The 25,533-nt window shown below is 61.8% G+C and carries 21 protein-coding genes; 13 read left to right on the top strand and 8 right to left on the bottom strand.

What is annotated here, in order from left to right; translation table 11 throughout:
- The 5 genes from BN1120_RS21985 to BN1120_RS15940 form a co-directional block, all read right to left on the bottom strand.
- A partial coding sequence (locus tag BN1120_RS21985; protein ID WP_042016899.1) for an ExbD/TolR family protein occupies positions 1-98 on the bottom strand: 98 nt, incomplete at its 3' end.
- A 67-nt stretch (positions 99-165) separates the two neighbouring features.
- Positions 166-693: a MotA/TolQ/ExbB proton channel family protein gene (locus tag BN1120_RS15955; protein ID WP_041212455.1), complete on the bottom strand. Its 528-nt coding sequence runs from the start codon at positions 691-693 to the stop codon at positions 166-168.
- Between the two features lie 10 nt (positions 694-703).
- Complete coding sequence (locus BN1120_RS15950; protein WP_041215711.1) at positions 704-2,077, bottom strand: MotA/TolQ/ExbB proton channel family protein; 1,374 nt, start codon at positions 2,075-2,077, stop codon at positions 704-706.
- Complete coding sequence (locus tag BN1120_RS15945; RefSeq protein WP_041212457.1) at positions 2,074-2,838, bottom strand: DUF3450 domain-containing protein; 765 nt, start codon at positions 2,836-2,838, stop codon at positions 2,074-2,076. Before BN1120_RS15945 ends, BN1120_RS15950 begins: the two co-directional genes overlap by 4 nt.
- A gap of 102 nt (positions 2,839-2,940) precedes the next feature.
- A complete protein-coding gene (locus tag BN1120_RS15940; RefSeq protein ID WP_039040352.1) occupies positions 2,941-5,547 on the bottom strand; it encodes a TonB-dependent receptor plug domain-containing protein in 2,607 nt (868 codons plus the stop codon).
- A 739-nt stretch (positions 5,548-6,286) separates the two neighbouring features.
- On the opposite strand from BN1120_RS15940, the gene BN1120_RS15935 reads away from it, so the two are divergent.
- The 5 genes from BN1120_RS15935 (at position 6,287) to BN1120_RS15915 (ending at position 12,521) form a co-directional block, all read left to right on the top strand.
- A complete protein-coding gene (locus BN1120_RS15935; RefSeq protein ID WP_010675471.1) occupies positions 6,287-7,312 on the top strand; it encodes an ABC transporter permease subunit in 1,026 nt (341 codons plus the stop codon).
- A 106-nt stretch (positions 7,313-7,418) separates the two neighbouring features.
- Positions 7,419-8,462 carry an ABC transporter permease gene (locus BN1120_RS15930; protein WP_041212459.1) on the top strand — a complete coding sequence of 348 codons (1,044 nt, stop codon included), beginning with the start codon at positions 7,419-7,421 and terminating at the stop codon, positions 8,460-8,462.
- An 82-nt stretch (positions 8,463-8,544) separates the two neighbouring features.
- On the top strand, positions 8,545-10,362 hold the full coding sequence (locus BN1120_RS15925) for an extracellular solute-binding protein (RefSeq protein WP_042016896.1): 1,818 nt from the start codon (positions 8,545-8,547) through the stop codon (positions 10,360-10,362).
- A gap of 25 nt (positions 10,363-10,387) precedes the next feature.
- Positions 10,388-11,425, top strand: a complete 1,038-nt coding sequence (locus tag BN1120_RS15920) for an ABC transporter ATP-binding protein (protein ID WP_042016906.1) — start codon at positions 10,388-10,390, stop codon at positions 11,423-11,425.
- 94 nt (positions 11,426-11,519) lie between these two features.
- A complete protein-coding gene (locus tag BN1120_RS15915) occupies positions 11,520-12,521 on the top strand; it encodes an ABC transporter ATP-binding protein (protein WP_041212969.1) in 1,002 nt (333 codons plus the stop codon).
- A 629-nt stretch (positions 12,522-13,150) separates the two neighbouring features.
- Here the strand turns inward: BN1120_RS15915 and BN1120_RS15910 are convergent.
- Positions 13,151-14,602, bottom strand: a complete 1,452-nt coding sequence (locus tag BN1120_RS15910) for an aminoacyl-histidine dipeptidase (RefSeq protein WP_042016894.1) — start codon at positions 14,600-14,602, stop codon at positions 13,151-13,153.
- A 926-nt stretch (positions 14,603-15,528) separates the two neighbouring features.
- On the opposite strand from BN1120_RS15910, the gene gpt reads away from it, so the two are divergent.
- The 6 genes from gpt (at position 15,529) to BN1120_RS15880 (ending at position 21,224) form a co-directional block, all read left to right on the top strand.
- Positions 15,529-15,996 carry a xanthine phosphoribosyltransferase gene (gpt, locus tag BN1120_RS15905; protein WP_039040347.1) on the top strand — a complete coding sequence of 156 codons (468 nt, stop codon included), beginning with the start codon at positions 15,529-15,531 and terminating at the stop codon, positions 15,994-15,996.
- A gap of 174 nt (positions 15,997-16,170) precedes the next feature.
- Entirely contained in the window at positions 16,171-17,439 is a 1,269-nt protein-coding gene (frsA, locus tag BN1120_RS15900; protein ID WP_041215706.1) for an esterase FrsA, read from the top strand.
- A 62-nt stretch (positions 17,440-17,501) separates the two neighbouring features.
- Positions 17,502-17,894, top strand: coding sequence for a sigma factor-binding protein Crl (gene crl / locus BN1120_RS15895; RefSeq protein WP_039040346.1), 393 nt, complete (start codon positions 17,502-17,504; stop codon positions 17,892-17,894).
- Between the two features lie 145 nt (positions 17,895-18,039).
- Positions 18,040-19,143, top strand: a complete 1,104-nt coding sequence (gene proB, locus BN1120_RS15890; RefSeq protein ID WP_010675460.1) for a glutamate 5-kinase — start codon at positions 18,040-18,042, stop codon at positions 19,141-19,143.
- Positions 19,144-19,178: 35 nt separating this feature from the next.
- The gene (locus BN1120_RS15885) at positions 19,179-20,432 is read left to right on the top strand and encodes a glutamate-5-semialdehyde dehydrogenase (RefSeq protein WP_041212461.1); all 1,254 of its coding nucleotides are present in this window, start codon (positions 19,179-19,181) and stop codon (positions 20,430-20,432) included.
- Positions 20,433-20,588: 156 nt separating this feature from the next.
- Positions 20,589-21,224, top strand: a complete 636-nt coding sequence (locus tag BN1120_RS15880) for a murein L,D-transpeptidase catalytic domain family protein (RefSeq protein ID WP_042016892.1) — start codon at positions 20,589-20,591, stop codon at positions 21,222-21,224.
- Positions 21,225-21,376: 152 nt separating this feature from the next.
- On the opposite strand, the gene BN1120_RS15875 is transcribed toward BN1120_RS15880, so the two are convergent.
- Positions 21,377-21,808 carry a universal stress protein gene (locus tag BN1120_RS15875; protein WP_041212463.1) on the bottom strand — a complete coding sequence of 144 codons (432 nt, stop codon included), beginning with the start codon at positions 21,806-21,808 and terminating at the stop codon, positions 21,377-21,379.
- 194 nt (positions 21,809-22,002) lie between these two features.
- On the opposite strand from BN1120_RS15875, the gene BN1120_RS15870 reads away from it, so the two are divergent.
- Positions 22,003-22,746 (top strand): hypothetical protein, encoded by a 744-nt coding sequence (locus tag BN1120_RS15870; RefSeq protein ID WP_042016889.1) that lies wholly within the window; start codon positions 22,003-22,005, stop codon positions 22,744-22,746.
- 42 nt (positions 22,747-22,788) lie between these two features.
- Here the strand turns inward: BN1120_RS15870 and BN1120_RS15865 are convergent, their stop codons facing one another.
- Positions 22,789-23,292: an RNA methyltransferase gene (locus BN1120_RS15865; protein WP_042016886.1), complete on the bottom strand. Its 504-nt coding sequence runs from the start codon at positions 23,290-23,292 to the stop codon at positions 22,789-22,791.
- A gap of 284 nt (positions 23,293-23,576) precedes the next feature.
- On the opposite strand from BN1120_RS15865, the gene BN1120_RS15860 reads away from it, so the two are divergent.
- A partial coding sequence (locus BN1120_RS15860) for a molybdopterin-dependent oxidoreductase (RefSeq protein WP_042016883.1) occupies positions 23,577-25,533 on the top strand: 1,957 nt, incomplete at its 3' end.

The raw sequence follows: 25,533 nt of genomic DNA, 5'->3' as shown, positions 1-25,533 counted from the left end.
ACGATGAAGAAGATCAGCATGATGAACACGATGTCCAGCATGGGGGTCAAATCGATGGCCGCCTCGTCAGCACCGCTGTCGCTGTGACGTTTTCTCATGGCAAAAAACTCCTTGCTTGTTCTGTGCCCCGGCGGGCATGGCCCGGCCGGGGATGTGCATCCTGCATCAGCCGTGTTTCAGGTTGTCTTCCAGCTTCTGCACGGCCAGCTTGGCCTTGTGATCGAGCTGGTTGACAAAAAACAGGCCGGAAAGGGCGGCAATCATGCCCGCCATGGTCGGTACCGTCGCCTTGGAGATCCCCGAGGCCATCGCCCGCGGTGAGCCGGTGCCGGTGATGGCCAGGGTGTCGAACACCTGCACCATGCCCACCACGGTCCCGAGCAGCCCCATCAGCGGGCAGAGAGCGATCAGCACCTTGATGACCGGCATCCCCTTGTCCACCGCCATGGCCACCCGCGAGACCAGCTCGCGGCGGATCTGCCTGGCAGACCAGGAGAGGTGATCGGTGCGGGCCAGCCAAGTAGCCTTGGTTTGCTTCACCTGTTTGGGGTAGACCGCCATGAAGTAGAACCAGCGCTCCAGCAGCAGGGCCCACATCATCAGGGTCAGGAAGAACAGGGCGACCAGCACGTCGCCCCCCAATCCCAGAAACCGGCGGACCGACTCGACTTCTTCAATCAACCAGAACCACATGGGTGACTCCTTAGGCTGCGGCTTTGGCGGCGTGCAGACGTTCCTGGTAGCGGGCGACGAAACCGGCGCTCTGCTCTTCCAGCACCTGGATCAGACGACGGCTCTGGGTCTGCACGATGGTGTAGAGGAACAGCATGGGCACGGCGACCACCAGACCCTGCATGGTGGTGACCAAGGCTTCGGAGATACCCCCCGCCATCAGCTTGGGATCGCCGGTACCGAACAGGGTGATGGCCTGGAAGGTGGCGATCATCCCGACCACGGTACCCAGCAGACCCAGCAGCGGCGCGACCGAGGCGATCAGCTTGATGATGCTGATGCCCTTCTCGAACTTGGGCACGTTGCGCAGGATGATCTCGTCGAGCTTGGATTCCAGATCCTCGATGTTGTCGCCACGATGGCTCTGGTAGGCCCCCAGCATCTCGCCGATGGGATTGCCCTTGATGATCTGATCGGATTTGAGCTGCTTGCGCATGGATCCGCCGATGAGGGAGAGGCGAGCGCCGCAGAACAGTGCCAACAGGGTACCGAGCACGCCGAGCACCATGATTACATAGCCCACTTCACCACCCTGGTCGATCCGCTCCTTCAGGGTCGGCGACTGCACCAGCAGGGAGAGGATCACGCCGCGGGACGGGTCGACGAAGATCGGCTTGACGCCGCCGCCACCCTGTTCAAAGTCGGCGATGGGTTCCAGCACCCCCTTGTCGGGTTGGCGGGGCAGCTGTTCGAACTTGCCGGTCTCCGGCACGAAGGTGAGGTACTTGCCTTCGGAGACGGTGTTGAACTCACCGATCTGGGTGACGGTCTTCTCGGCCTGGTTGCCTTCGCCATAGACCACGGTGGCCGGGATCTGGCTCACCTTGCCACCGTCGACCATGCGGCTGAGGGTGGTGGTCCAGAAGGCGGTCAGGTCATCGCTGGAGGGCAGCTCCTTGCTCTCGGCCAGGCGGGTCAGCAGGGCGGTCTGCTCCGGATGCTCGACCCGGCGGGCAGAGGCGTTGAAGATCCCCTTGAACTCGCCGGCGAACTGGCGCAGCACGCCAAACATCTCGCCCATGTTGCCGGAGCGCTGGCGCAGGGTCTCGGTCAGCTCGGTGAGCTGCTTGTCGTTGGCATCGAAGGTGGCCTTGAGCTTTTCGCCCCTGGCGACTTCGGCGGCGAGATCCGCCTTGGCCTTGGCGAGCAGGGCCCCTTGTTCGTTCTTGTCAGCCAGGAAGCGGGCTTCCCGCTCCTTGTTGAGCTGGGATTCGCTGGTGCTGGCGGCCTTGACCTGATTGAGCAGGGCGTTGAGATCCACCGGCTTCTCGGCGGCGGTCACCGGCAGGGTGACCAGGGTGGCGCCCGCGATCAGCGAGGCGATGGCAAGTTTGATTCCTTTCATGATGCTTTCTCCGCAGTTTGAACCGGCAGCTTGATGAGGGCGGGGGGCGCCTGCTTCTTCGCGATGCGAAGGCCTTGTTCAACCGCACTGCGATACTCCTGGGGCAGTACTTCCCACTGGCGGGTCTTCTTGTTCCACATGCCGGTCTCGTTGCCATCCGGGGACTGGTAGAGCAGGGCGATGCGCCCGACGCGCAGGAACTCGTAGGTCTTCTCGTCCCCATCCTTGTCCAGGCTCGCCTTGTAGGCTTCGATGGTGCGGCTGAAGCCCTCCTCGATCTGGTAGGCCTCGAGGATCTTGCGGTACTTCTCGGAGATGGTGACATCGGCCCGGTTCATGAGATCGGTCAGGGCCGCCACGCGGTCCTCACGCTCCACCTTCTGGAACGGCAGGTCCAGGGAGACGAACTGCTCGAGGGAGTCGATCATCTTGAGCATCAGGGGCACCACTTCGGTGCTGGTCTGGTCGATCTGGGCGATCTGCTTTTGCATGGAGGCGAGTTCGGCACTCTGGGAGTCGACCATCTTGCCCACTTGCTCGTTGTAGGTGCGCAGGCTGTCGACCTGGCGCAGGGCGGCCTTGTACTGGGCCAGGGCAGACTCGGCAGACTCGGCGTAGCTGTCGATCTTCTGCTGGGAAACTTTGGATGCATTGTCGGTGGCGGCTTGAGCGTCCACGGCCTGGCTGGCAGAGGCGGCACTCAGATTGAAGCTGGTCAGCAAGGCAGCCGAAATCAGGCTGCCGAGGAGCGCTTTCTTCATTGTAGTTGTCCTTGTTTTCATAGGATTACCCTATCTCCGTAACTTCCTTGGGACCTTGGGCAAAGCCGGCCCGAACGGGCCGGCTTGTGGTTTGCTGGTGGATTAGAACTTCTGGCTGTAGTCGAGGTAGTAGATGCGACCGTCGATGCTGTAGAGCTCGTCGTCATAGGTGAAGCCATCGCTCTCGAGGGACGGGCCCACGTTGAACATGTTCTTCACGCCGACCTGGATCTTGCCGTTCCAGGGCGCTTCCACGCCGACGTTCAGGTTCCAGGTGGTCTGGGACGCGATGTGGCCCACTTCCTCACCGGTATCGGCGATGTAATCCTGGCTCTGGGAGTCGATGTAGTTCGCGCTCAGGTAGGTATCCATGTTCCACCATTGGGGAACGTTGACACCCACACCGGAGCTGAAGCGCATCTGGGGCAGACCGTTCTGGCCGATCTTGTCGATGATGGGACCACCGGCGTACAGACCTTCCTTGTATTTCAGGATGTAGGTACCGCCCAGGTCATAACGCACGGTGGCGTAGTTCAGGTCGTAGGTGTAATCCACCTTCAGGTCGAGGCCGGAGGTCTCGAGGGTCCCCAGGTTGACCATGGGTGCGATGGCGTTGCTGATCTTGCCCTGGCTGTTGCGGGTGATGCTGCTGGAGCTGCCGCTGTTCAGTTCGTCATAGATGAGAGACTGCAGGGAGTTCAGCTGGATCACGTCCTCGATCTTGATGGTGTAGTAGTCCAGGGAGAGGTTCAGGTCATCCACCGGGCTGTAGGCCACCCCGAAGTTCCAGGTGTCCGCGGTCTCTTCCTTCAGATCCTCGTTGGAGGTACGGGTGGTGTCGTACTGGCGGTTCGGGCAGTCAGCCGCGGAGATGCCGTTGGCCTCGCAGTAGACGTAATCCTTCGCCCAGTCGGCAGAGAAGGAGTCAGCCGAGTAGAGATCGCTCAGGCTGGGGGCGCGGAACGAACGGGACCAGGAGGTGCGCAGCATCAGGTTGTCCAGCGGCTGGTAACGCAGGCTCGCCTTGGGGGAGAAGGCGCTGCCGAAGTCGCTGTACTTGTCGAAGCGACCGGCCACGTTCAGCTCGATCTGCTCGGTGATGGGCACCAGGGACTCGATGTAGGCGGCAGTCACGTCACGCACGCCACCGGAGGAGTTGCCGGAGGAGCCGATGATGTTGCCGGCTTCGGACTGGGCGTCGTATTTGTCGGCATAGACCCAGTCGTTGTACTCGGCACCGGCGTACCAGCTGACCGGACCGGCCGGCAGTTCACCCATGTCCCACTGGACACCGGCGTACCACTGGTAGAAGTCCATGGTGGAGCGGCGGCTGGTGTCGGCGGCCATGGAGGCCGTGGTGGAGGCGTCGAACTCGCCACCGACGAACTTGCCGTCGGCGACCGCCTGCTGGGCGGCGGACTTCAGCACGTAACCGGTGCCGTTCTCCTTGTTGTCGGTCTTGGAGTACATGTAGCCGGCGTTCCACTGCATGTCGCCGACGCTTTCGGTGGCGATGGTGCCTTCGAAGCCGAGGTTCATGCTGCCGGTGGTGTCGGTGACATAGTTGTCACGGGGACCGACGTTGCTGAAGCGGTAGTAGGCGTAGGCAGCCTCACCCAGACCCTGGGTGGCGGCGGCATCCAGGCCGTTGTCGGCGAAGAACTGGGCGTTCTTCGGGTTGGCCGGGTCAATGGTGAAGGCACCGGCGGCCGGGGCGAAGCGGCCAAAACTCTCGACTCGGGAGCCGATGATCTGCGGCACGAAGTCCACGTTGTCGTTGATGTGGTAGCGACCGTTTACGTACAGGGTGTCACGGCTGCGGGAGGCCGTGGTGGCCGCGACCTGGCCGTAGTTGAAGTTACAGCCGCCCTCGAACCCGACGAAGGGCTCCTTGCATGAACCGTCGGCATTGGTGGCGCCGGCCAGGGGGCCGTATTTCCAGATGGGGTCGCCGTTGGCGTCAAGACCCGTGATCCCTTCCACGTTGCGGCCGTAGGGGCTGGGGGAGTCGTTGCCCTGTTTGGAGAGATAGTCACGATCACGGGCGTAGATGACGTCCTTCTTGTCGTGCTCGTAGACCGCCATCAGGGAGCCCTTCTCGCCGGCCACCCCTGCCACGATGGAGCCGCTCTTCTCGTCGCCGCCCTCTTCGCTCGGGGAGCCGATGCGGCCCTGGAAGTCCAGCCCTTCGTAGCCCTCTTTGAGCACCACGTTGATCACGCCACCGATGGCATCGGAACCATAGATGGCGGAGCCGCCGTCCAGGTTGACCTCGACCCGCTCAACGGCGGCCATGGGGATGGTGTTGAGGTTGATGGAGGTGCCGCCCATGGTGGGGGAACCCGCTACCCGCTTGCCGTTCAGCAGAACCAGGGTACGCTCGGAACCCAGGCCGCGCAGGCCGACGGTGGATTGGGACTGGAAGGAGCTGCCGGAGGCAGGGGAGACGCCGCCAAAGGAGTTGTAGGAGGCTTGCTTGAGGTAATCGGCGACGGTCTGCTGACCGGATTGCTCGATTTTCGCCTTGGTCACGGAGACGACCGGAGTGGCGCCTTCCACATCGACCCGGGAGATCCGCGAGCCGGTGACCTTGATTTTTTGCAGTTTTTCTACGTTCTGGCCCTCTTCGGCCAGGACAGGGGTGGCCACAACTGCCGCGCTCGCCAAGGCAAACGCTACGGCAGCAGAGAGTCTGCTTTTCCTAAGCATCGCTAGTATCCTTCCTGATTGTTTATTGTTTGCTTCCATTACCGCCCTCGTTGGAGCGGTGCGTAAGGCTTATCAAGGTTTGGTGATGGACGTCAAATGGAGCGGCGGGGATGGGGGCAGCAGAGGGAATTAGATGGGAATATGCACTTGATGGAATATTTTTGGCGTTTTATTCCGTAAATGCCGCGTCAAATTATGTAAAGATGTTGTTAAGTTCGATTTTTACAATTTTATTGATTATTTTTGAACTTATCGATAAGTCGCTTGTCACTCCGGTGCCGATATCGAGAAAACGGTTTTTTGCAGTATTTTCATCTGCTTTTATGGCGAGAGCGTTTTCCGGGGAACGGAGGGTGGGGGAGGCTATCCCTCTTCTTTTATAGGTAAATGAGAAAATAACCCGACTTATCCTTAACTTGTTGATTTTATTCTGTTTGATATGGATTAAAACACCTGTGTAATTAATTTTTTAATAATTAAAATCGAGTTGGACGGGTAGGCGTAGCAGTTTTTTATATTGAAGTTGGTTTTTTTGGAAAAAATCATCCGCGGGATATGCTGCGGGGGGACATTCCCGGTCGCAGACAGGGTTCTACTTGATTTTTGTTGCAGAGCTTTTACAGTGACCGAGCCGGATTGTCTGCCAATGCCAGTCAATTCAGTGAGTAATGCCAGGTAAGGATAGGCCCGTCACCGGATGTGACTGGCCATAAAAGAACAACAAGGACGAGGTTCCACCATGCTGTCGTATTTCCTACGTCGGATGCTTTTGATCATCCCGACGTTTCTCGGTATCACCCTGCTCGTCTTCACCATCACCCGCTTCGTGCCGGGCGGCCCGGTCGAGCGCATGTTGCTGCAGGCGCAGGTCTCGCAAAACGAGTCCGGCCGCTCCAGTGGCAGCAAGGGGGCGCAGGCACTCTCCGACGAACAGATTGAAGAGCTCAAGGCGTTCTACGGCCTCGACAAGCCCATGCTGGTCGCCTACTGGGACTGGTTGCAGAAGCTGGCGGTGCTGGATCTCGGGGAATCGACCCGTTATTACGAGCCGGTGTGGGATCTCATCAAGGAGAGGTTGCCGGTGACCGCCTTCTTCGGGCTCGCCACCTTTCTGCTGAGTTATGCCGTCTCCATCCCGCTCGGGGTGGCCAAGGCGCTCAGGCACAACAGCCGCTTCGATTCCCTGAGCTCCATGCTCATCTACATGGCCTATGCGCTGCCCGCCTACGTGGTGGGGATCTTCCTCATCACCGTCTTTGCGTTCCATCTGGAGTGGTTGCCCATGGGGGGCTTCCCGGGGGACGAGTTTGACGGGATGGAGAGCAGCTGGGATCAGATCCGCACCGTCTTCGCCCACGCCCTGCTGCCCCTCATCGCCTACGCCATCGGGGATTTCGCCATCCTCACCATGACCATGAAGAACAGCCTGATGGAGAACCTGTCGGCGGATTATGTGCGCACCGCCGTGGCCAAGGGGCTGCCGTTTCGCAAGGCGGTGACCGATCACGCCATGCGCAACAGCCTGATCCCCATCGCGAGTCACTTAGGGTCGGTGCTCACCGTCTTCTTCGGGGGCTCCTTCCTCATCGAGACCATCTTCAACATCGACGGCATCGGCCTGCTCGGTTACGAGGCCATCGTCGAGCGGGATTACCCCACCGTCATGGGCATTCTGGCCATCACCTCCATGCTGATGCTGGTGGGCAACATTGTCTCCGACATCTGCGTTGCCCTGGTTGATCCTCGCGTACGGTTTGGAGAGTAATCATGAGCCTGAACTCTGTTGCCATGCCGATGCTGATGTCAGCCCATATCGTCTCCGACATCTGCGTTGCCCTGGTCGATCCCCGCGTGCGGTTTGGAGAGTGAGCATGAACCTGAATCCGGTAACTCTGAAAAAACTCAAGCGCTTCAAGTCGATAAAGCGCGGCTACTACTCCTTTGTCATCTTTTCGGTCCTGGTGGTCATCTCTCTGCTGGCAGAACTGCTGGTCAACAGCCGGGCCCTGGCGGTGAGCTATCAGGGGGAGCTCTATTTCCCCACCTATGGGGACGTGATCCCGGGCCAGCACTTCGGGCTCGACTACGAGTACGAGACCAACTATCGCCAGCTCAAGAGCCAATTTGCGAAGGAAGATAAGGGGGATTGGGTGTTGCTGCCCCTGGTCCCCTGGAACCCCTATGAGCAGGACTTCAAGGAGGAAGCCTATCCGCCCTATGCCCCGAGCCTGGCGGAGCGCCATTTCCTCGGCACCGACACCAGCGGTCGCGACGTATTGGCACGGCTAGTCTATGGCTTTCGCATCGCCATCGGCTTTGCCTTCATCGCGCTGGTGGCGAGCTATGTCATAGGGGTCAGCATCGGCTGCATGATGGGGTTCCTCGGCGGTCGGTTCGATCTCCTGATGCAGCGTTTCATCGAGATCTGGTCCCAGGTGCCCTTCCTCTACGTCATCATGATCCTGGTCTCCCTGGCCAAGCCGAACTTCGGCCTGTTCGTCGGCATCAACGTGCTGTTCGGCTGGATGGGGATCACCTGGTACATGCGCACCCTCACCTACAAGGAGCGGGCGCGGGACTACGTGATGGCGGCGCGGGCCCAGGGGGCGAGCACCAGGCGCATCATCTTCAACCATATTCTGCCCAATACCCTGATGATGATCGTCACTCTGGCCCCGTTTGCCGTGGTGGGCAACATCTCCACCCTGACGGCGCTGGACTACCTGGGTTTTGGCCTGGCGCCGCCGACCCCGAGCTGGGGGGAGCTGCTCTCCCAGGGGATCAACAACCTCGACGCCATCTGGATCGTGAGTTCGGTGGTGGCGGCGGTGAGCCTGGTGCTCATCATGGTCTCCTTCATCGGGGAGGCCATCCGGGAGGCGTTCGATCCGCGCAAATTTACCCGTTATCAGTGAGCGGTGGCGCCTTGCCAGGGCACATCGACAGGACCCTTAATGAAGACGCCCCCAGTGCAGGGGCATGACCAGGAAGTCAAACATGAACAATAAAATCAAATGGACAGGTGCTCTCTTTCTGCTGTTGAACGGATCCTGGGTGTGGGCGGCCAGCCTGCCCGCGGATCTGACGTGGGAGACCAACGACACCGACCCCGTGTTCGCCTCTCCCAAGGCGCTGCCCGGCGGCAACCTCAATCTCTTCGTCGACAGCTTCCCGCTGACGTTTCGCACCGTGGGGCCGGATTCCAACGGCTCGTTCCGCTCCTTCATCCTCGACAACCAGATGAGGCTCATCAGCTTCCATCCCAACACGGGCAACCCCATTCCGGCCCTGGCGAATGCCTGGGCCATCGCGCCGGACAGCCAGACCGTCTATTTCAAGCTCGACCCGCGCGCCAAGTGGTCCGACGGCAAGCCGGTCACCGCCGATGACTACACCTTCGGCTACGAGATGATGCGCTCCAAGGACATCAAGGGCCCCTGGTTCAACAACTACTACACCACCGAGGTGGTGGCGGTGGAGAAGATTGACGACCACACCATCCTGGTCAAGGCGGGCAGCCGCAAGGCCAAGCTCGATCTCCTCAACACCACCGAACTGTGGCCCCAGCCAAAGCACTACTACAAGATGGGCCCGAACTGGGTGAAGCAGTACAACTGGGCCGTGGTACCCACCACGGGTCCCTACGTGATGAGCGACGTGAAGAAGGGCAAGTCCGTTACCTTCAGCAAGCAGAAGGAGTGGTGGGCAAAAGACGATCGCTACAACCAGCACAGGTTCAACCTCGACACCATCAAGGTGCAGGTGATCCGCGACCACAACATCGCGTTCCGCCACTTCCTCAAGGGGGAGCTGGACACCTTCGAGATGATCCTGCCCAACTGGTGGCATGAGAAAGCGGTCACCCCGGAGTACAAGCAGGGATACGTGCAGAAGGTGATGGCCATGACCGACACCAAGCAGGGGGGGCAGGGGGTTCACCTCAACGTGGCCAATCCCAAGCTGGCGGATCTCAACGTGCGGCTCGGTATCCAGCACGCCTTCAACATCGACAAGATGATAGAGACGGTGCTGCACGGCGACTATGACCGCGCTACCACCTTCGGCTCTGGCTTCGGGGCCTTCACCAACATCGCGCTCCCTGAGCGGGCCTACGACATCGCCAAGGCACGGGAGTACTTCGCCAAGGGCGGCTACGGCAAGCAGGGACCGGACGGCATCCTGCAAAACGACAAGGGAGAGCGGCTCACCCTGGCCCTCACCTACACCAGCCAGGAGCACTCCAAGCGGCTGACCGTGCTCAAGGAAGAGGCCAAGAAGGCGGGCCTGGATCTGGAGCTCAATCTGGTGGATGGCGCCACCGGCTTCAAGGTGATGCTGGAGAAGAAACACGAGGCGGCATGGCTTGGCTGGGGGGGCGGCGGTCTCTATCCGCAATACTGGGAGTCCTTCCACTCCGACAACGCCAACAAGCCCCAGACCAACAACCTGTTCAACGTGGCTGACAAAGAGCTCGACACCCTGATCGACGCCTACAACGTCGAGTTCGACATGGACAAGCGGGCCGCGCTTTCCCACCAGATCCAGCAGCGGATCTATGATCTCGCCATCTTCGTGCCCGGGGTTCAGCTCAACTACGTGCGAGCCAGCAGCTGGCGCTATGTGATGCTGCCGGAGGTGCCCGCCACCCGCAACACCCCGGATCTGCTCTACTGGCCCATGGATGGCTACCCCCACAGCAGTGGCGGCCTGCTCTGGATCGATCCCAAGGTGAAGGAGGAGACCCAGAAGGCCAAGGCTGACGGCAAGGCGCTGGCCCCCATCACCCTGATCGACAAGACCTATGCACATCATTGATGTGGCCCAGAAGGGAGCAGCAGTCATGCCCAACACACAGGCCACCGCCCCCGGCACCAGCGATCATGAGGGGCAGTCTCTGTCCCCCATCCTCAAGGTGCGGGATCTCGAGGTGGAGTTCGCCGTCGACGACGGCAAGATCAAGGTGCTCGACGGGGTCAGCTTCCAGGTCGCCCCGGGCAAAACCCTGGGGATAGTCGGCGAGTCCGGCTGCGGCAAGAGCGTCACCTCGCTGGCCATCATGGGGTTGCTGCCAAGGCCCCACGGTCAGGTGGTGGCGGGCTCCATCCGCTTTCAGGGGGAGGAGCTGCTCAATCTGCCGCCGGAGCAGATGTACAAGGTGCGTGGCAACCGTATCTCCATGATCTTTCAGGAGCCCATGACGGCCCTCAACCCGGTGCAGACGGTTGGCGATCAACTGATGGAAGTGTTTCGCCTCCACCGCCCCGATTACAGCAAGGTCCAGCGCCGTGACGCAGCCATCGCCATGTTGCAGAAGGTGGGGATCCCCGAGCCTGCCCAGCGTTTCGCGGCTTATCCCCACAATCTCTCCGGCGGCATGCGCCAGCGGGTGATGATCGCCATGGCGCTGGCCTGCGAACCGGCGCTGCTCATCTGCGACGAACCGACCACGGCGCTCGATGTGACCATCCAGGCCCAGATCCTGGATCTGATGAAGGAGCTGCAAGCCCAGACCGGCATGGCCATCATCTTCATCACCCACGATCTCGGGGTGGTGGCGGAGCTGTGCGACGAGGTGGTGGTGATGTATGCCGGGCGTGCGGTGGAGCGGGCCGATATCTATGAACTGTTTGACCACCCGCGCCATCCCTATACTCATGGTCTGATGGCCTCGATCCCGCGTCTGGAAGATGTGCCAAAGAGCCTGCTCAAGACCATCAAGGGTCAGGTGCCCGCCCTGCACGAGATGCCGGCGGGGTGCCGTTTCTCCAACCGCTGCCCCCATGCCACGCCCCTTTGCGTGGAGACCATACCGGTGACCGAGCAGTTGAGCGAGCACCACGGGGTGGCCTGCCACCACTGGAAGGAGGTGAGCCTATGAACGGCCTGGTGTGGGTACGGGGTGTCGCAGGGCAGCCTGGCGGCGGGAAGGCGACCAGGTCGTCTGCTGCCATGAATCGTCGGGGATGGAAGTCATGACCAGCTTGTTGTCGGTAAGCAATTTAAAGCAGCATTTCAAGATGGGTGGCGGTTTCTTGCGCAAGCAATACACCGTCTACGCGGTGGATGGCATCAGCTTTGATCTCAGGCAGGGGGAGACCCTTGGCCTGGTGGGGGAGTCGGGATGCGGCAAGTCCACCTTGGGGCGTTCGTTGCTCAAGCTGTTCGAGCCGAGCGCTGGCTCCATCACCTTCGAGGGGCGTGACATCACCCACCTCTCGCCCAAGGAGATGCGATCCTTGCGTCAGGAGATGCAGATCGTGTTCCAGGATCCCGCAGAATCCCTCAACAGCCGCCACACGGTGGGGCAGATCCTGGAGGAGCCTTTCATCATCCACGGCAAGGGCAACGCCGAACAGCGCCGGACATGGGTGCAGGAGCTGCTGGAGAAAGTCGGTTTGCCCGGCAGCGCGGTGGATCGCTATCCCCATGAGTTCTCTGGTGGCCAGCGCCAACGTATCGGCATCGCCCGCGCCATCGCCCTCAAGCCCAAGCTGCTGGTGTGTGACGAGGCGGTGTCGGCGCTCGACGTGTCGGTGCAGTCCCAGATCGTGAACCTGCTGCTCAATCTGCAGCGGGAGATGAACCTCGCCATCATCTTCATCGCCCATGACCTGTCGGTGGTAAAGCACATCTCGGACAGGATTGCGGTGATGTATCTGGGCCGGATCGTCGAGCTGGCCGAGGCCCAGGCACTCTACCTGGCACCACGCCATCCCTATACCCAGGCGCTCATCTCCGCCATTCCGGTGCCGGATCCACGGCGGCGCAGCCAGCGCATCCTGCTGACGGGAGATGTACCGTCCCCCATCTCGCCGCCGAGTGGCTGCCACTTTCACCAGCGCTGTCCCCATGCAACGGATCTGTGCCGCACCCGCTCGCCCGCCCTTGAGGCGTGCGGCGGGCAGGGGCATCAGGTGGCCTGCCATTTCCCCTTGCCCGTGCAGGAGGCGGTCCCGTTGGGAAAGGCGATATGATGCCGGCGCCCGCCGCGTCGCGACCGGCATCGCTGCAAGGTGGCACCGAGGAGGCGCAATAGAGGCGGAAACGGGATAAAAAAATGGGGCCTGCGGGCCCCATCTTCATGGTTGGAGTTCAGGTTTGGCCGTGGAAATTCTGGCCCGGGCAGGACAGCGCCCCGATGGGGGTGGCTGCTGTGTGGATTGCTGAGTTTTTTTGTAGTTTTATTACGTTGCTAATTTCAACTTCCGGACAGGCGATATCAGGCGCCATAACGGAAGTAGTAATTGCGGGTTGCAGGCGCATAAGTGTCTTTCTCTTCAGCACCTTTCTTGCTGGTTGCACCCTTCAGGTGGAACAGCACTGCCAGATTCTCGAACATATGATGACCTCGTTTCTCTGTGGTTCATGGGTTGTGTGACCTTGGTCACGTTCTGATCCTAGGGGGATATGTGAGCTGGATCAACTTTTTGTGTTGTAAATTTACATAAATCATGGAAAGGGTTTTCAAATGCAGACCTGTTCATGGATACGATTTCAAGCCAGGGCCATGCGTGGAATCGGGGATATGAGAGAGGTGGCCGAGGAGGGAGGACAAAAAAGATGCCCCGCACGGGGCGGGGCATCGGTATGGTCGTGAGTTGGCTTACTTGGCCGGGATATGTTCCAGCACGTGAACCAGCAGTTGCCAGAAACGCTCGACTGCCGGGATGTGTACTTTCTCCCCCGGTGCATGGGCGCCACGGATGGTCGGGCCGAAGGAGACCATGTCCCAGTCCGGGTAGGCGCTCTTGAACAGACCGCACTCGAGGCCTGCGTGGATCACCATGACGTTCGGCATCTCGCCAAACAGGGTCTGGTAGCTGCTTCGCACCAGTGCCATGACCGGTGAGTCAACGTTCGGGGCCCAACCCGGGTAGGCGCCGGTGAACTCGCAGCTGGCGCCGGCCAGGGTGAACAGGGAGTGGGTCATCTGCTCGATGTTCTCGCGACCGGAATCGATGAGGGAGCGGATCAGGCACTGCACATAGACTTCCCCCTCGAGTGTCTTGATGACACCCAGGTTGGTGGAGGTCTCGGTCACGCCCGGGATGGCGTCGCTCATGCGCATCACCCCGTTCGGGCAGGCCATCAGGGCATCCAGCAGGCGGCTTTGCAGGGACTCGCTCATGAGCTGGGCCGGTTTCTCCCGGGCGGTGAGCAGCACGGTGAGGTTGGCCTCGGTGGCGGCCAGCTCGCTCTGATAGATGCCGGCGTAGCGGTCTACCAGAGCCTTGAAGTCAGCCACGCTGGCGGCGGGCACCAGCAGGCTGGCACGGGCCTCGCGGGGGATGGCGTTGCGCAGGGTGCCGCCACTGAGATCGCCAAGGCGCACCCCCAGCGGTTCGGCGGCCTTGAGCAGACGGACCAGCAGCTTGTTGGCGTTGCCGCGGCCGCGATGGATGTCGACCCCGGAGTGGCCGCCGCGCAGGCCCTTGACCTGCAGCTCGAAACCTTCACCCTCGGTGGCAGCGACCCGCTCCAGGGGGAAGCGGATATTGGCATCCACCCCGCCGGCGCAGCCCATGTAGACCTCGCCATCCTCTTCGGAGTCGGTGTTTAGCAGGATCTCGCCTTCCAGCCAGCCCGCTTCCAGACCGAAGGCGCCGGTCATGCCGGTCTCTTCGTCGGTGGTCAGCAGCACTTCCAGCGGGCCGTGCTTGATGGTCTTGTCGGCCAGCACGGCCAGGCAGCCCGCCATGCCCATGCCGTTGTCGGCACCCAGGGTGGTACCACGGGCGGTGACCCATTCGCCATCGATGTAGGCATCGATGGGATCGGTGGTGAAGTCGTGCTGGGTGTCGGCGTTGGCCTGGGGCACCATGTCGATGTGGGCTTGCAGCACCACGGCCTTGCGGTTTTCCATCCCCGGTGTGGCCGGTTTCTTGATGATGATGTTGCCGACGGCATCTTGCTTGACCGCCAGGCCTTCTCCCTGGGCCCACGCCACGATCCAGGCGCTCAGCTGGGCTTCGTGCTTGGAGGGGTGGGGGATGGAGCAGATCTGCTCGAAGAATTGCCAAATCAACTTGGGAGACAGAGAACTGAGCTGTGCCACGTCGGGACTCCTTACCAGCATGGAAAATGTCGGGCCCCACTCTGCGGGCCGGGGAAGAGGATAACGATAATACAGTCAATCACGCAAAAATGTGAGCGATCAGCGCAAATGACGCTCTGCTTGTGCTGGGAAAGGGAGCATGGATGGCGAACTTCACTGCCTGCCTTATTCGTGTCAGCACAACATCAATTTTGTGATATCAGTCACAAAAATATTGTCTTTTGGGCGCCGGGTGGTAAATTAGCCGCCGTGGCCAGCCCACTTGTCAGGATGACAATCAATGCCTCCAGGGAACCGAAGCAAAGCAAGTGCGCCTCCATGGAACCGAGTGTCAGTTCAAGGATGTGAACCCGCATTAAGGTACGTAACTTGTTAAGCAATCAGGAGTTTATGATGTCAGGCAGCAATTCAACCTATTGGTTTGCCCAATCTCTCTATACCCAGGGTTTCAACTACCCGAATCCCTACGCCACCCGCCGTTAAGGCTCGCAGGCGTCACAGGTAACAGCAGCAGGTGCGTGAGGATCCTCTCCTCCCCCTGCTATTTTTTTGCCCGAATGTCATGGTGTATGTGTCGAACGGATACCATTTCGGTGTCGCCGGAGCCCTCCCAAAAGGGCGACAGAGCGGAAGATGGCGGACATTTCCTGTTTTTCGCATACGTTTGCCGCTCAATTTATCCATAAAGAGTGCTATCATACCGGCCCAACAGCCGGCCCGAGCTCGGGAGTCCACCCGACATGGCCGCCAGCTACACCCCATCCCTGTTCGCATTGCATCCGTTTTTGCCGCCGAGGCGTCAGCCCCGAGGCCGAAAAAGTGCAAGCAAAATTCGGGAAACGGGGTGCCAGAATTGACCTGAACCCGTCCCTTTGCCGGGTTTCGCCTCATAAGTGATTGCTTTATAACTCGTTGAGATCGATAGCATGCCAAAAAAGTTCTATGTATCGTGGGATAACCTGCAACGCGAAGCGCGCCGTCTGGCCCGTCGTCAACTGCCTGTCAGCCAGTGGAAAGGGATCATCGCCGTCAGCCGCGGTGGTCTGGTGCCTGCGGCCCTGATGGCCCGCGAACTTGGCATTCGCAATGTCGAAACCCTCTGCATCTCCAGCTATGACCACGACAACCAGCGCGAGCTGGTGGTGGTGAAGGCTGCCACCACCGCAGGTGACGGCGAAGGCTGGCTGGTGGTGGACGATCTGGTTGACACCGGCGGCACCGCCAAGGCGATCCGCGAGCTCTACCCCAGAGCCAAGTTCATCACCATCTTCGCCAAGCCCATGGGCGAACCCCTGGTGGATGACTTCGAAGTGGCCATTCCGCAGGATACCTGGATTGAACAGCCCTGGGACATGGCGCTGGAGTTCGCCAAGCCGATCTGCGACGAAGCGTAATCGCCCCACCGGTCGCGACCAGTGACTCCCCGGCATTCGGGAGCGGACTGATCCGTCGTGATGCAAGGTTGACCACATTGAGCCCCTTTTGGGGCTCAATGTGTTTCTGGTGTGGCTGCTCGATGTGAAAAGTGGTTAAGATGGGACATTGTTTGAGACAGAAGAGCCACCATTTTGGAACCAAACGACGATACCAATCTGACGGAAAAGCTGTTTACCCGGGTCAAAAAGGTATTGGAAACTTCCGAAGTCTCCAACTCGAGCCCCGTCGACGAGCAAGACAGCGCACTGTCTGACAGCTTCATCGATGGCGCCCTGTCGCCCCGCTGGTATCGCCTGCTGCGCAGACCGACCTGGGCCTGGCAGGGGGCCGATCCCGTCGAGGTGGAGCAGACCCTGGCGCACATCGCCATGGGGCAGGGGGAGCGCAGTCACGAACGCTATCTGGACACCATCAAGGGCTATGTGCCCGGCAACTGGGTCTATGAGTGGAGCCAGCTCGCCGGCCATTATTTCAATACGGGGCGGACGCTGCTGGGGGAAGGGGATCGCGCCGCGGCGCTGAAGAGCCTGCTCAAGGCAGTGCGCTATTACTCCATCGCAAGCTACCCCCACCTCAAGCACGACGAGCTGGCGGATCAGGCCCAGTTGCTTGGCAACATGGCCTATCGCGAGGCCGGACGCCTGTTCAAGGTGCCCCTCAAGGAGTTGCAGGTCCCATTTCGGGGCAAGACCATCCAGGGCTACCTGCATCTGCCCACCACCGAGAAACCTGTGCCCCTGGTCATCGTCAGCGGCGGCATCGATTCGCTTCAGGTGGACTTCCTCAATTTCTACTTCAAATGTCTCGAGCCCCACGGCATCGGGATGCTCTCCCTGGACATGCCGGGCACCGGCTATGCCGAGCACTGGCCTCTGGTGCAGGACACCAGCCGCCTGCACCAGGCGGTGCTCAACTACCTCTCGGAGGTGGCCTGGGTCGATCACCAGCGCATCGCCATGGTGGGGTTCCGCCTCGCCGGCAACGTGGCGGCCCGCCTCGCCTTCGTCGAGCCGTTCAAGCTTCGGACCGTGGTCTGCATCGGTGCCGGCATCAACCAGGTGTTCACCAATCAGGAGATGTTCGCCCGCTGCCCGCGCATGATGCGCGACGGGCTGGCGAACCGGCTGGGGGCGGACGCGGCCCAGTGGGATCTGCTGCGCACCAAGTGCCAGGTCTTCTCCCTCAAGACCCAGGGATTGCTGGGGAGTCGCACTTCCGTGCCGATATTGAGTATCGGGCACAAGAAAGATTTTATTTGTCCCGAGCAGGATGTCCGGGCATTGGCCGCTGCGAGTCGCAACGGCAAGGCGGTGGTGTTTGACAAGCAGCCACTGCTCGAGGTCTATGACGAGGCACTGAAAGAGACGGTAGATTGGCTCAAAAAGCACTTATGTACATGATATAAAACTAAAAATGTAACATCACCATGTGATGGTATGGCTTGTTCAACAGGGAGGTTAGCATGTCAGAAAGAGTGACTTACAAGCGATTGCTTCGGCAGTTCGCGGCCATTGGCCCCTATTTGCGTGAAGACCTGTGCGAGGAGGGCCGATACCGCTTTGACTGCCTGTCCGTCTGTGTCAGCGCCAAGCCTGCTCCGGACAAGCGGGAGTTCTGGGGCTGGTGGCTGGTGCTGGAACAGGCGGATCACAGCTTCAGCTACCACTATCAGACGGGGTTCTACAACGCGGACGGGGAGTGGATCGACAAGGCGCTGCCCAAGAAGCATCAGGCGGAAGTGGAACGCACCCTGCAACATTTCTACAAGCTCATCAGCGGCAAGTTGACCCAGCTGGAGTGTACTCTCTCCCCCGCGAAGCAGGTGACTGCCGAACTGAGCGTGACGGCAGCCTGATCCCAAAGCCCCGCATCTTCCCGGTGCGGGGTACCCCGATGCTTTGACACCGAGCCCGCAACTGCCTGGCGAGGCTTAATTGCCTTGCAGGGCAGGGGGGCCGTGGGTATAAAGGGATTCCTTACTTTTCTAACCCTTCGTTCCCATGGAAAACAGAACCATAGTCGTCAAACTGGGCACCAGCGTGCTCACCGGGGGATCTGCCCGCCTCAACCGTGCCCACATGGTCGAGCTGGTCAGACAATGTGCCGCCTTGCATCGACACGGGCACCGTGTCGTGCTGGTCACGTCGGGGGCCATCGCCGCCGGTCGTGAGCATCTGGGCCACCCTCCGCTGGCGCCTACCCTGCCGAACAAACAGATGCTGGCGGCGGTGGGTCAGACCCAGCTCATCCGGGTATGGCAGGACCTGTTCAACCTCTACGGGCTGCACATCGGCCAGATGCTGCTGACCCGCGCCGACCTGGAAGACAGGGAGCGCTACCTCAATGCCCGCGACACCCTGCGCACTCTGCTTGATCACCGCATCATCCCCGTCATCAACGAGAACGACGCCGTGGCCACCGCCGAGATCAAGGTGGGGGACAACGACAACCTCTCCGCCCGTGCCGCCATCCTGGCGGATGCGGACTTGCTGATCCTGCTCACGGATCAGAAGGGGCTCTTCACCGCCGACCCGCGCACCAACCCGGATGCCCAGCTCATCGAAGAGGTGCAGACCATAGACGACACCCTGCGCTCCCTCGCCGGTGACAGCGTGAGCGGTCTTGGCACCGGTGGCATGGCCACCAAGTTGCAGGCCGCCGACGTGGCGCGCCGCGCCGGGGTGGACGTGGTGATCGCCACCGGCCAGATCCCGGAAGTGATCGGCCGCCTCGCCGCCGGGGAGCGGGTGGGGACCCTGTTCCCTGCCCTGGCATCCCCCCTGGAAGGGCGCAAGAGCTGGATCCTGGCAGGGCCCCCTCCTCACGGCGAAGTGCAGGTGGATCAGGGGGCCGTGGCCGCCATGCAGGAGAAGGGCTCCAGCCTGCTGCCCAAGGGCATCGTCGCGGTGAAGGGCGATTTCGTGCGTGGCGACGTGGTGCGTATCCTGGATCCCAAGGGGAGCGAGCTGGCTCGCGGTATCTGCCGTTACGACCATCTGGAGCTGGATCGGCTGCGCGGTGTCCACTCGGATCAGATTGAACAGGTATTGGGTTACGGCTATGGGGCCGTGGCCATCCACCGTGATGATATGGTGCTGCTCTGAAGAGGGCGGCACCGCATGAACAAAAGGGAACTGTGATGAGTCTGGAGAAAATGGGGCAGGCGGCCCGTGAAGCCGCCTATCAACTGGCCACCGTCAGCACGGCACAGAAGAACCGGGCGCTGGCGGCCATCGCCGATGAACTGGAAGCACGCAGTGCCCAGATCCTGGCGGCCAACGAGAAAGACATCGCCGCCGGGCGCGAGGCGGGGCTCACGGAAGCCATGCTGGATCGTCTGCTGCTCAACCCGGCGCGCCTTGCCGGCATAGTGGCGGATGTGCGCAAGGTGATCACCCTGGACGATCCGGTCGGGGCCGAAATCGACAGCCGGGTGCTGGAGAATGGCCTGCGCCTCTCCCGTCGCCGGGTGCCCATCGGGGTCATCGGCGTCATCTACGAGGCGCGCCCCAATGTCACCATCGACATCGCCAGCCTCTGCCTCAAGACCGGCAACGCCAGCATTCTGCGCGGCGGTCGCGAGACCTTCCACTCCAACCTGGAGCTGGTGCGGGTGATCCAGCATGCCCTGGCGGCGTCCGGCCTGCCCGAGGCGGCGGTGCAGTACATCGACAACCCGGACAGGGCGCTGGTGGCCGAGTTGCTGCGCCTCGACCGCTACGTGGACATGATCATCCCCCGCGGCGGCGCGGGTCTTCACAAGATGTGCAAGGAGAACAGCTCCATCCCCGTCATCATCGGCGGGTTCGGTATCAGCCATATCTTCGTGGACGAGAGCGCCGATCTGGCGCGTTCCCTGGCGGTCATCGAGAACGCCAAGGTGCAGCGCCCCTCCGCCTGCAACGCCCTCGATACCCTGCTGGTACACGAGAAGGTGGCGGCCACCTTGCTGCCGCAACTGGTGGCTCTGATGAACGAGCGCAAGGTGACTCTGGTGGGGGCGCCCAACGCCATGGCGCTGCTGGCTGGCAGCGACAACCTGTGCGACGCGGGGCCGGAAGATTTCGACACCGAGTGGCTGGGGCTGACCCTGGGGGTCAAGGTGGTGGCGGACGTCAACGAGGCGCTCGCCCATATGCGCGAGCACAACGCCGGCCACTCCGATGCCATCCTGACCAACTCCCTCGCCAATGCCGAGCGTTTCGTCAACGGGGCCGGTTCGGCGGCGGTCTATGTCAACGCCTCCACCCGCTTCACCGACGGCGGCCAGTTTGGCCTCGGGGCCGAGGTGGCGGTCTCGACCCAGATGCTTCACGCTCGTGGCCCCATGGGGCTGACCGAACTCACCAGCTACAAGTGGGTGGGGCAGGCGGATTATCTCAGCCGTGCCTGATCCAGGCACGCTCAGCAAGCAGGACAATGCCGACTCAGGTCGGCATTTTTGTGCTTTTTTATTGCTCGAAATCAATGGCTTGCATATAACTATCCAGCAGGATGCGGTGTCACCCGGGGCATCAGGCCAGCGACAGCAAGGGGAGCAACTTCAAGGATGAAGGGACAGGATAGGAGTGCGTGGTGGGGCAGCCTCTGGCTGAGCCTGCCACTGCTGCTGGGGGCGCTCTGTTTCAGCGGCGCCAGCCACGCCAGCTGGGACCAGGATCTCTATCGTCAGCTCGGCCTGGCCGGCAAGCTCGACAGCCGCGTGTTTCGCAAGGCTCTGGACGGTTACCAGAGCGTGCGCCACAAGCGAAAACCCATTCTCACCATCATCGACTACAGCAAGCCCTCGACCATGCGCCGGCTGTTCGTCATCGACGTCAAGCGCCACAAGCTGCTCTACCACACCTGGGTCAGCCACGGCCGCAATTCGGGGGAGCTGGCCGCCCGCCAGTTCTCCAATCAGATGAATTCCCGGCAAAGTTCCCTCGGGGTCTACCGCACCGCCGAGACCTATCAGGGCAAGCACGGTTACTCCCTGCGTCTCGACGGCCTCAGTCCCGGCAAGAACAGCAATGCCCGCAAGCGCGCCATCGTGGTGCACGGGGCGGACTACGCCAGCCCCCGGCATCTGCAGAAGTTTGACAAGCTGGGGCGCAGCTGGGGATGCCCGGCCCTGCCAAGGGAGCAGTCCAGGGCGATCATCGACACCATCAAGGGAGGGAGCGTCATCTATGCCCATGGCTGAGACCCTGCTGCGAGGGCGTTACCAGGGCTGGTGGGTGGCACCTTGCCGACGATCTCTCGTTATCCCTCGTGCATCGGTTCTGAGATGAGCATCCCATGGCAATCAACAGCAAAAAGGCCAGCATATGCTGGCCTTGGCGCATCAGGCGGGGATTATTTGCGGACCACCAGCACAGGGCAGGGAGCGTGGCGCACCACGGATTCCGCCACGCTGCCCACCAGCAGGTGGGTGATGCCGGAGCGGCCATGGCTGCCCATGACCACGAGATCCACCTTGTCTTCCTTCGCCTGGAGGACGATTTCATCGGCGGCGCGGCCAAAACGGACCTCGAACTTGGCCGGAATGGGCAGGCAGGCGACCAGTTCCTTGAGCTGACTCTTGGCCTGGCGTTCCATCTCGTGGGTGATCTCGATGGCCGTCATGTGCAGGATCTTGTAGCTGTCGAAGCCGTGCAGCTGATCCACCACGTGGACCAGTTTGAGCTCGGCCTGGTGGGTGTTGGCCATGAAGACGGCGTAGTCGAGTACCGCTCTGGACATCTCGGAGAAATCGACGGGGCAGAGCAGGGATTTGATGGTTGGCATGAGAATCTCCCCTCAAGTTGGGCTACTAATGAATCTTGTTTGCCATGATACGCTGTGGGGCGACAATAACCCTCGACCCGCTCGCAAAATGGGGAAAATGTCGGCCGGGACTCTGTTTTTCTATGCTATCTGTATGCCTGAACGGGCCGTCCGGCGGTGAGCATCTGCCGAGTGCCATATCACTGAGGATATTCATGGTTCGTCTTTTTCTGTTCTGTTGCCTGCTGATCACCTCGTTCGTGCGGGCAGACACCATACACGTCTATTGCGACGACTGGCCCGGCTTCTGTCACCGGGACGGCAAGGGGGTCTATCTGGATGTGGTTCGAGCCATCTATGAACCCCTGGGGCACGAGGTGAAGCTTCACATGGTGCCTTACAAACGGGCACTGGCGGTGGTGTCGCAAAAGGAGGGGGACATGGCGATGGGGGTCTATCGGGGAGAGGTGCCCGGGGTCCATCAGCCCGACTACCCCGACTCGGCGGACTACGTGAGCGTGGTGATGCAAAAGCGCTGGCTGCCGCACTGGGCAGGGGAGCACAGCCTCAAGGAGCAGGAGGTGCTCTGGCTGAGGGGGTGGGCCTTTGACAAGTTCATCCCGGAGCCGATGCGCTGGTTCGAGATAGACAGCCACGAGATGGCGCTGCAATTGCTGATCAAGGGGCGTTACCGCTACTACCTGACCGACGGCGCCCTCTACCCCGAAGGCTCCCTTCCCCCCGAGCTGGTACAGGTATTCCTGCGCTGGATCCCGACCTACCCCATCTTCGCCGATACCCCGAAGGGCAGGGAGTTGCACGGGCTCTGGGATCCCGGCATGCGCACCCTGATAAGGCAAGGCAAGCTGGCGGAGATCTATCGGCAGAACAAGCTGTACGACTACTACCAGGACTTTCTCAGGGAGCAGGTGGTGCGGGCGAACAAGCCACAGCCCTAGCTGTCGGGCCTGATACCGTCATCGGGCCCCGCTTGTTCTGCCTCAGCCTTTGGCGCTGAGCGTCTTGGCCAACCGGTCATAGAGGATGACGTTGACCGAGGCGGCCAGGTTCATGCAACCCTGAGTCGGCACATAGATGACCTCCTTCACCGCCGCGAAGCGGGCGGGTTCCAGGGTGCCATCCTCCGGGCCGAAGATGTAGAAGGCTCTCTCGGGGTGCACGTAATCCGGCAGGGGCGTGGCCCCCTCGATAAGATCCACCAGCACTGGGGTGCAGCCCTCGGGCACGAAGTCCAGCAGCGCCTCGACCCCGAGCAGGGGGATCTTCTCCACCATCTGCTTGGTGTCGGTGACAAAACGCCTCGCCAGCTCGAAGCGCTGCCCCGTGTAGTAGACCTCGTCCGCCCCGTAGCAGCCGGCGGCCCGCATCACGGCGCCCACGTTCTCCGGGGATTTGGGATTGACCAGTCCGATGGCGCAATAGTCCCCTCTCTCCCGGGCATCTGCCCGGTGCTGCCTGGCAGCGCCTTCATCTGACACTTTCATCTCTCTCTCCTGTGTGGCGGCGCATTATACCCCCGGTGGGCCCCTTGCCCAGCGTGCGGGGCGGATTCCCGCAAGGCGGGCCCAACAAGGGGGCGGCTGCACCGTGGCGGCGCAGCCCGACATCCTGATGCGCAATGGCGGCGCCCCTTGCATCCTGGCGCGGGGTTTGCAGTCACTTCCCCATACAAGACGATGAGGCATCCGGACAAAGGCGTCCGTCCCCGCAGGGGGGCGGACGCTTTTTTTATGGGCCCCTCGTCAGACACATGACAAGGAGCAAGGGAATGAAGACCACCTGTGCCTATTGCGGAGTGGGGTGCGGCATCCGGCTGAGCCGGGAGGGGGACAACTGGCAGTTGCAGGGGGATGAGCAGCATCCGGCCAACGGCGGCGCCCTGTGCGTCAAGGGGGCCAGCCTGCTGGAGAGCCTGGCCTTTCCCGATCGCCTGCTCTATCCGCGCTGGATGGGGCAGCGCATCGGCTGGGAGGAGGCCCTGGACACCCTGGCTGCGCGTTTTGCCGCTATCCTGGCCGAGTCCGGGCCGGATGCCATCGGCATCTATCTGTCGGGCCAGCTCACCACCGAGGATTACTACGTCGCCAACAAGCTGATGAAGGGGTATCTGGGCAGTGCCAACGTGGACACCAACTCCCGGCTCTGCATGTCGTCGGCGGTGGTGGCCCACCAGCGCGCCTTCGGGGAGGATCTGGTGCCCGCCTGCTACGAGGATCTGGAGCTCGCCGATCTGGTGGTGCTCACCGGTGCCAACACCGCCTGGACCCATCCCGTGCTGTTTCGCCGCCTGCAGCAGGCCAGGGCGCGGCGCCCCGAGCTCAAGCTGGTGGTGCTGGATCCCCGCCGCACCATGACGGCGGAGCAGGGGGATCTGCATCTGGCACTCAAACCCGGCAGCGACGTGACGCTCTGGAACGGCCTGTGCCGCTACCTGCTCGATGTCGATGGCTGGGACAAGGCCTATGTGGCGCAGCACGTGAGCGGTTTCGAGGAACTTGCGGGCGCGCTGGACAACCCCGCCTGGCAGTTGGACGAGGTGGCCCGCAGCTGCGGCCTCTCCCGCAGCGATCTGATCGGTTTCTACCAGCTCTTTGCCCGTACCCCCAAGACCGTCACCCTGTTCTGCCAGGGGATCAACCAGTCCAACCAGGGGGTGGACAAGGCCAACGCCATCATCAACGCCCACCTGATGTGCGGTCGCATCGGCAAGCCGGGGGCGGCCCCCTTCTCCATGACGGGGCAACCCAACGCCATGGGAGGGCGTGAGGTGGGAGGGCTCGCGACCCAGCTCGCCGCCCACATGGGCTTTGGCGAGGCCGAGTGCGATCGGGTACAGCGCTTCTGGGGAAGCCCGACCATGGTGCGCGGGCCGGGGCACAAGGCCGTCGAGCTGTTCGAGGCGGTGCACCGGGGGGAGATCCGCGCGCTCTGGGTGATCGGCACCAACCCGGCGGTCTCCCTGCCGGACGGCAACCGGGTGCGCGAGGCCCTGAGCCGCTGCGAGCTGCTGGTGGTCTCCGAGGTGACGGCCAACACCGACACGGCGCGCCTCGCCCACCTGCTGTTGCCTGCCGCCGCCTGGGGAGAGAAGAGCGGGACCGTCACCAACTCCGAGCGCACCATCAGCCGCCAGCGCGCCTTCCTGCCCCTGCCGGGGGAGGCCAGGCCCGACTGGTGGGCCCTGACCCGGCTCGCCCGCCGGCTCGGCTTTGGCGAGGGGTTCGCCTATGAGCATGAGCACGAGATCTTCTGCGAGCATGCCGCCCTCTCCGGGTTTGAGAACGACGGATCCCGCCAGTTCGACATCTCCGGGCTGGCGGGTCTCACCCGCGCCGAATTCGAGGCGTTGGAACCCTTGAGCTGGCCCGTCAACGTCGACTGGCCCCAGGGGAGGGCCCGCCTGTTCGAGGATGGGCGCTTCGCCACCCCGGATGGCCGGGCCCGCCTGCTGCCCCTGGCCCAGCGCTTCCCCGAGCAGCCAGCAACGCCCCCGCTTGCAGGGGCTGTCTCCCTGCTCCTCAACAGTGGCCGCCTGCGGGATCAGTGGCACACCATGACCCGCACCGGCCACGTGCCCCGGTTACAGGAGGCCGAGCCCTGGCCCAGGGTGCGAATGGGGGCCGCCAGCCTGCTGGCGCTTGGCGTGAAGGAGGGGGACCTGGTGCGCCTTTGCAACGGGCTCGGGGAGGCGCTGCTGCTGGTGGGGCTGGATGAGGGGCTCAGGG

It is taken from the genome of Aeromonas caviae (assembly GCF_000819785.1).
Classification (GTDB): domain Bacteria; phylum Pseudomonadota; class Gammaproteobacteria; order Enterobacterales; family Aeromonadaceae; genus Aeromonas; species Aeromonas caviae.
This window is presented reverse-complemented; position numbering and strand designations above follow the sequence as displayed.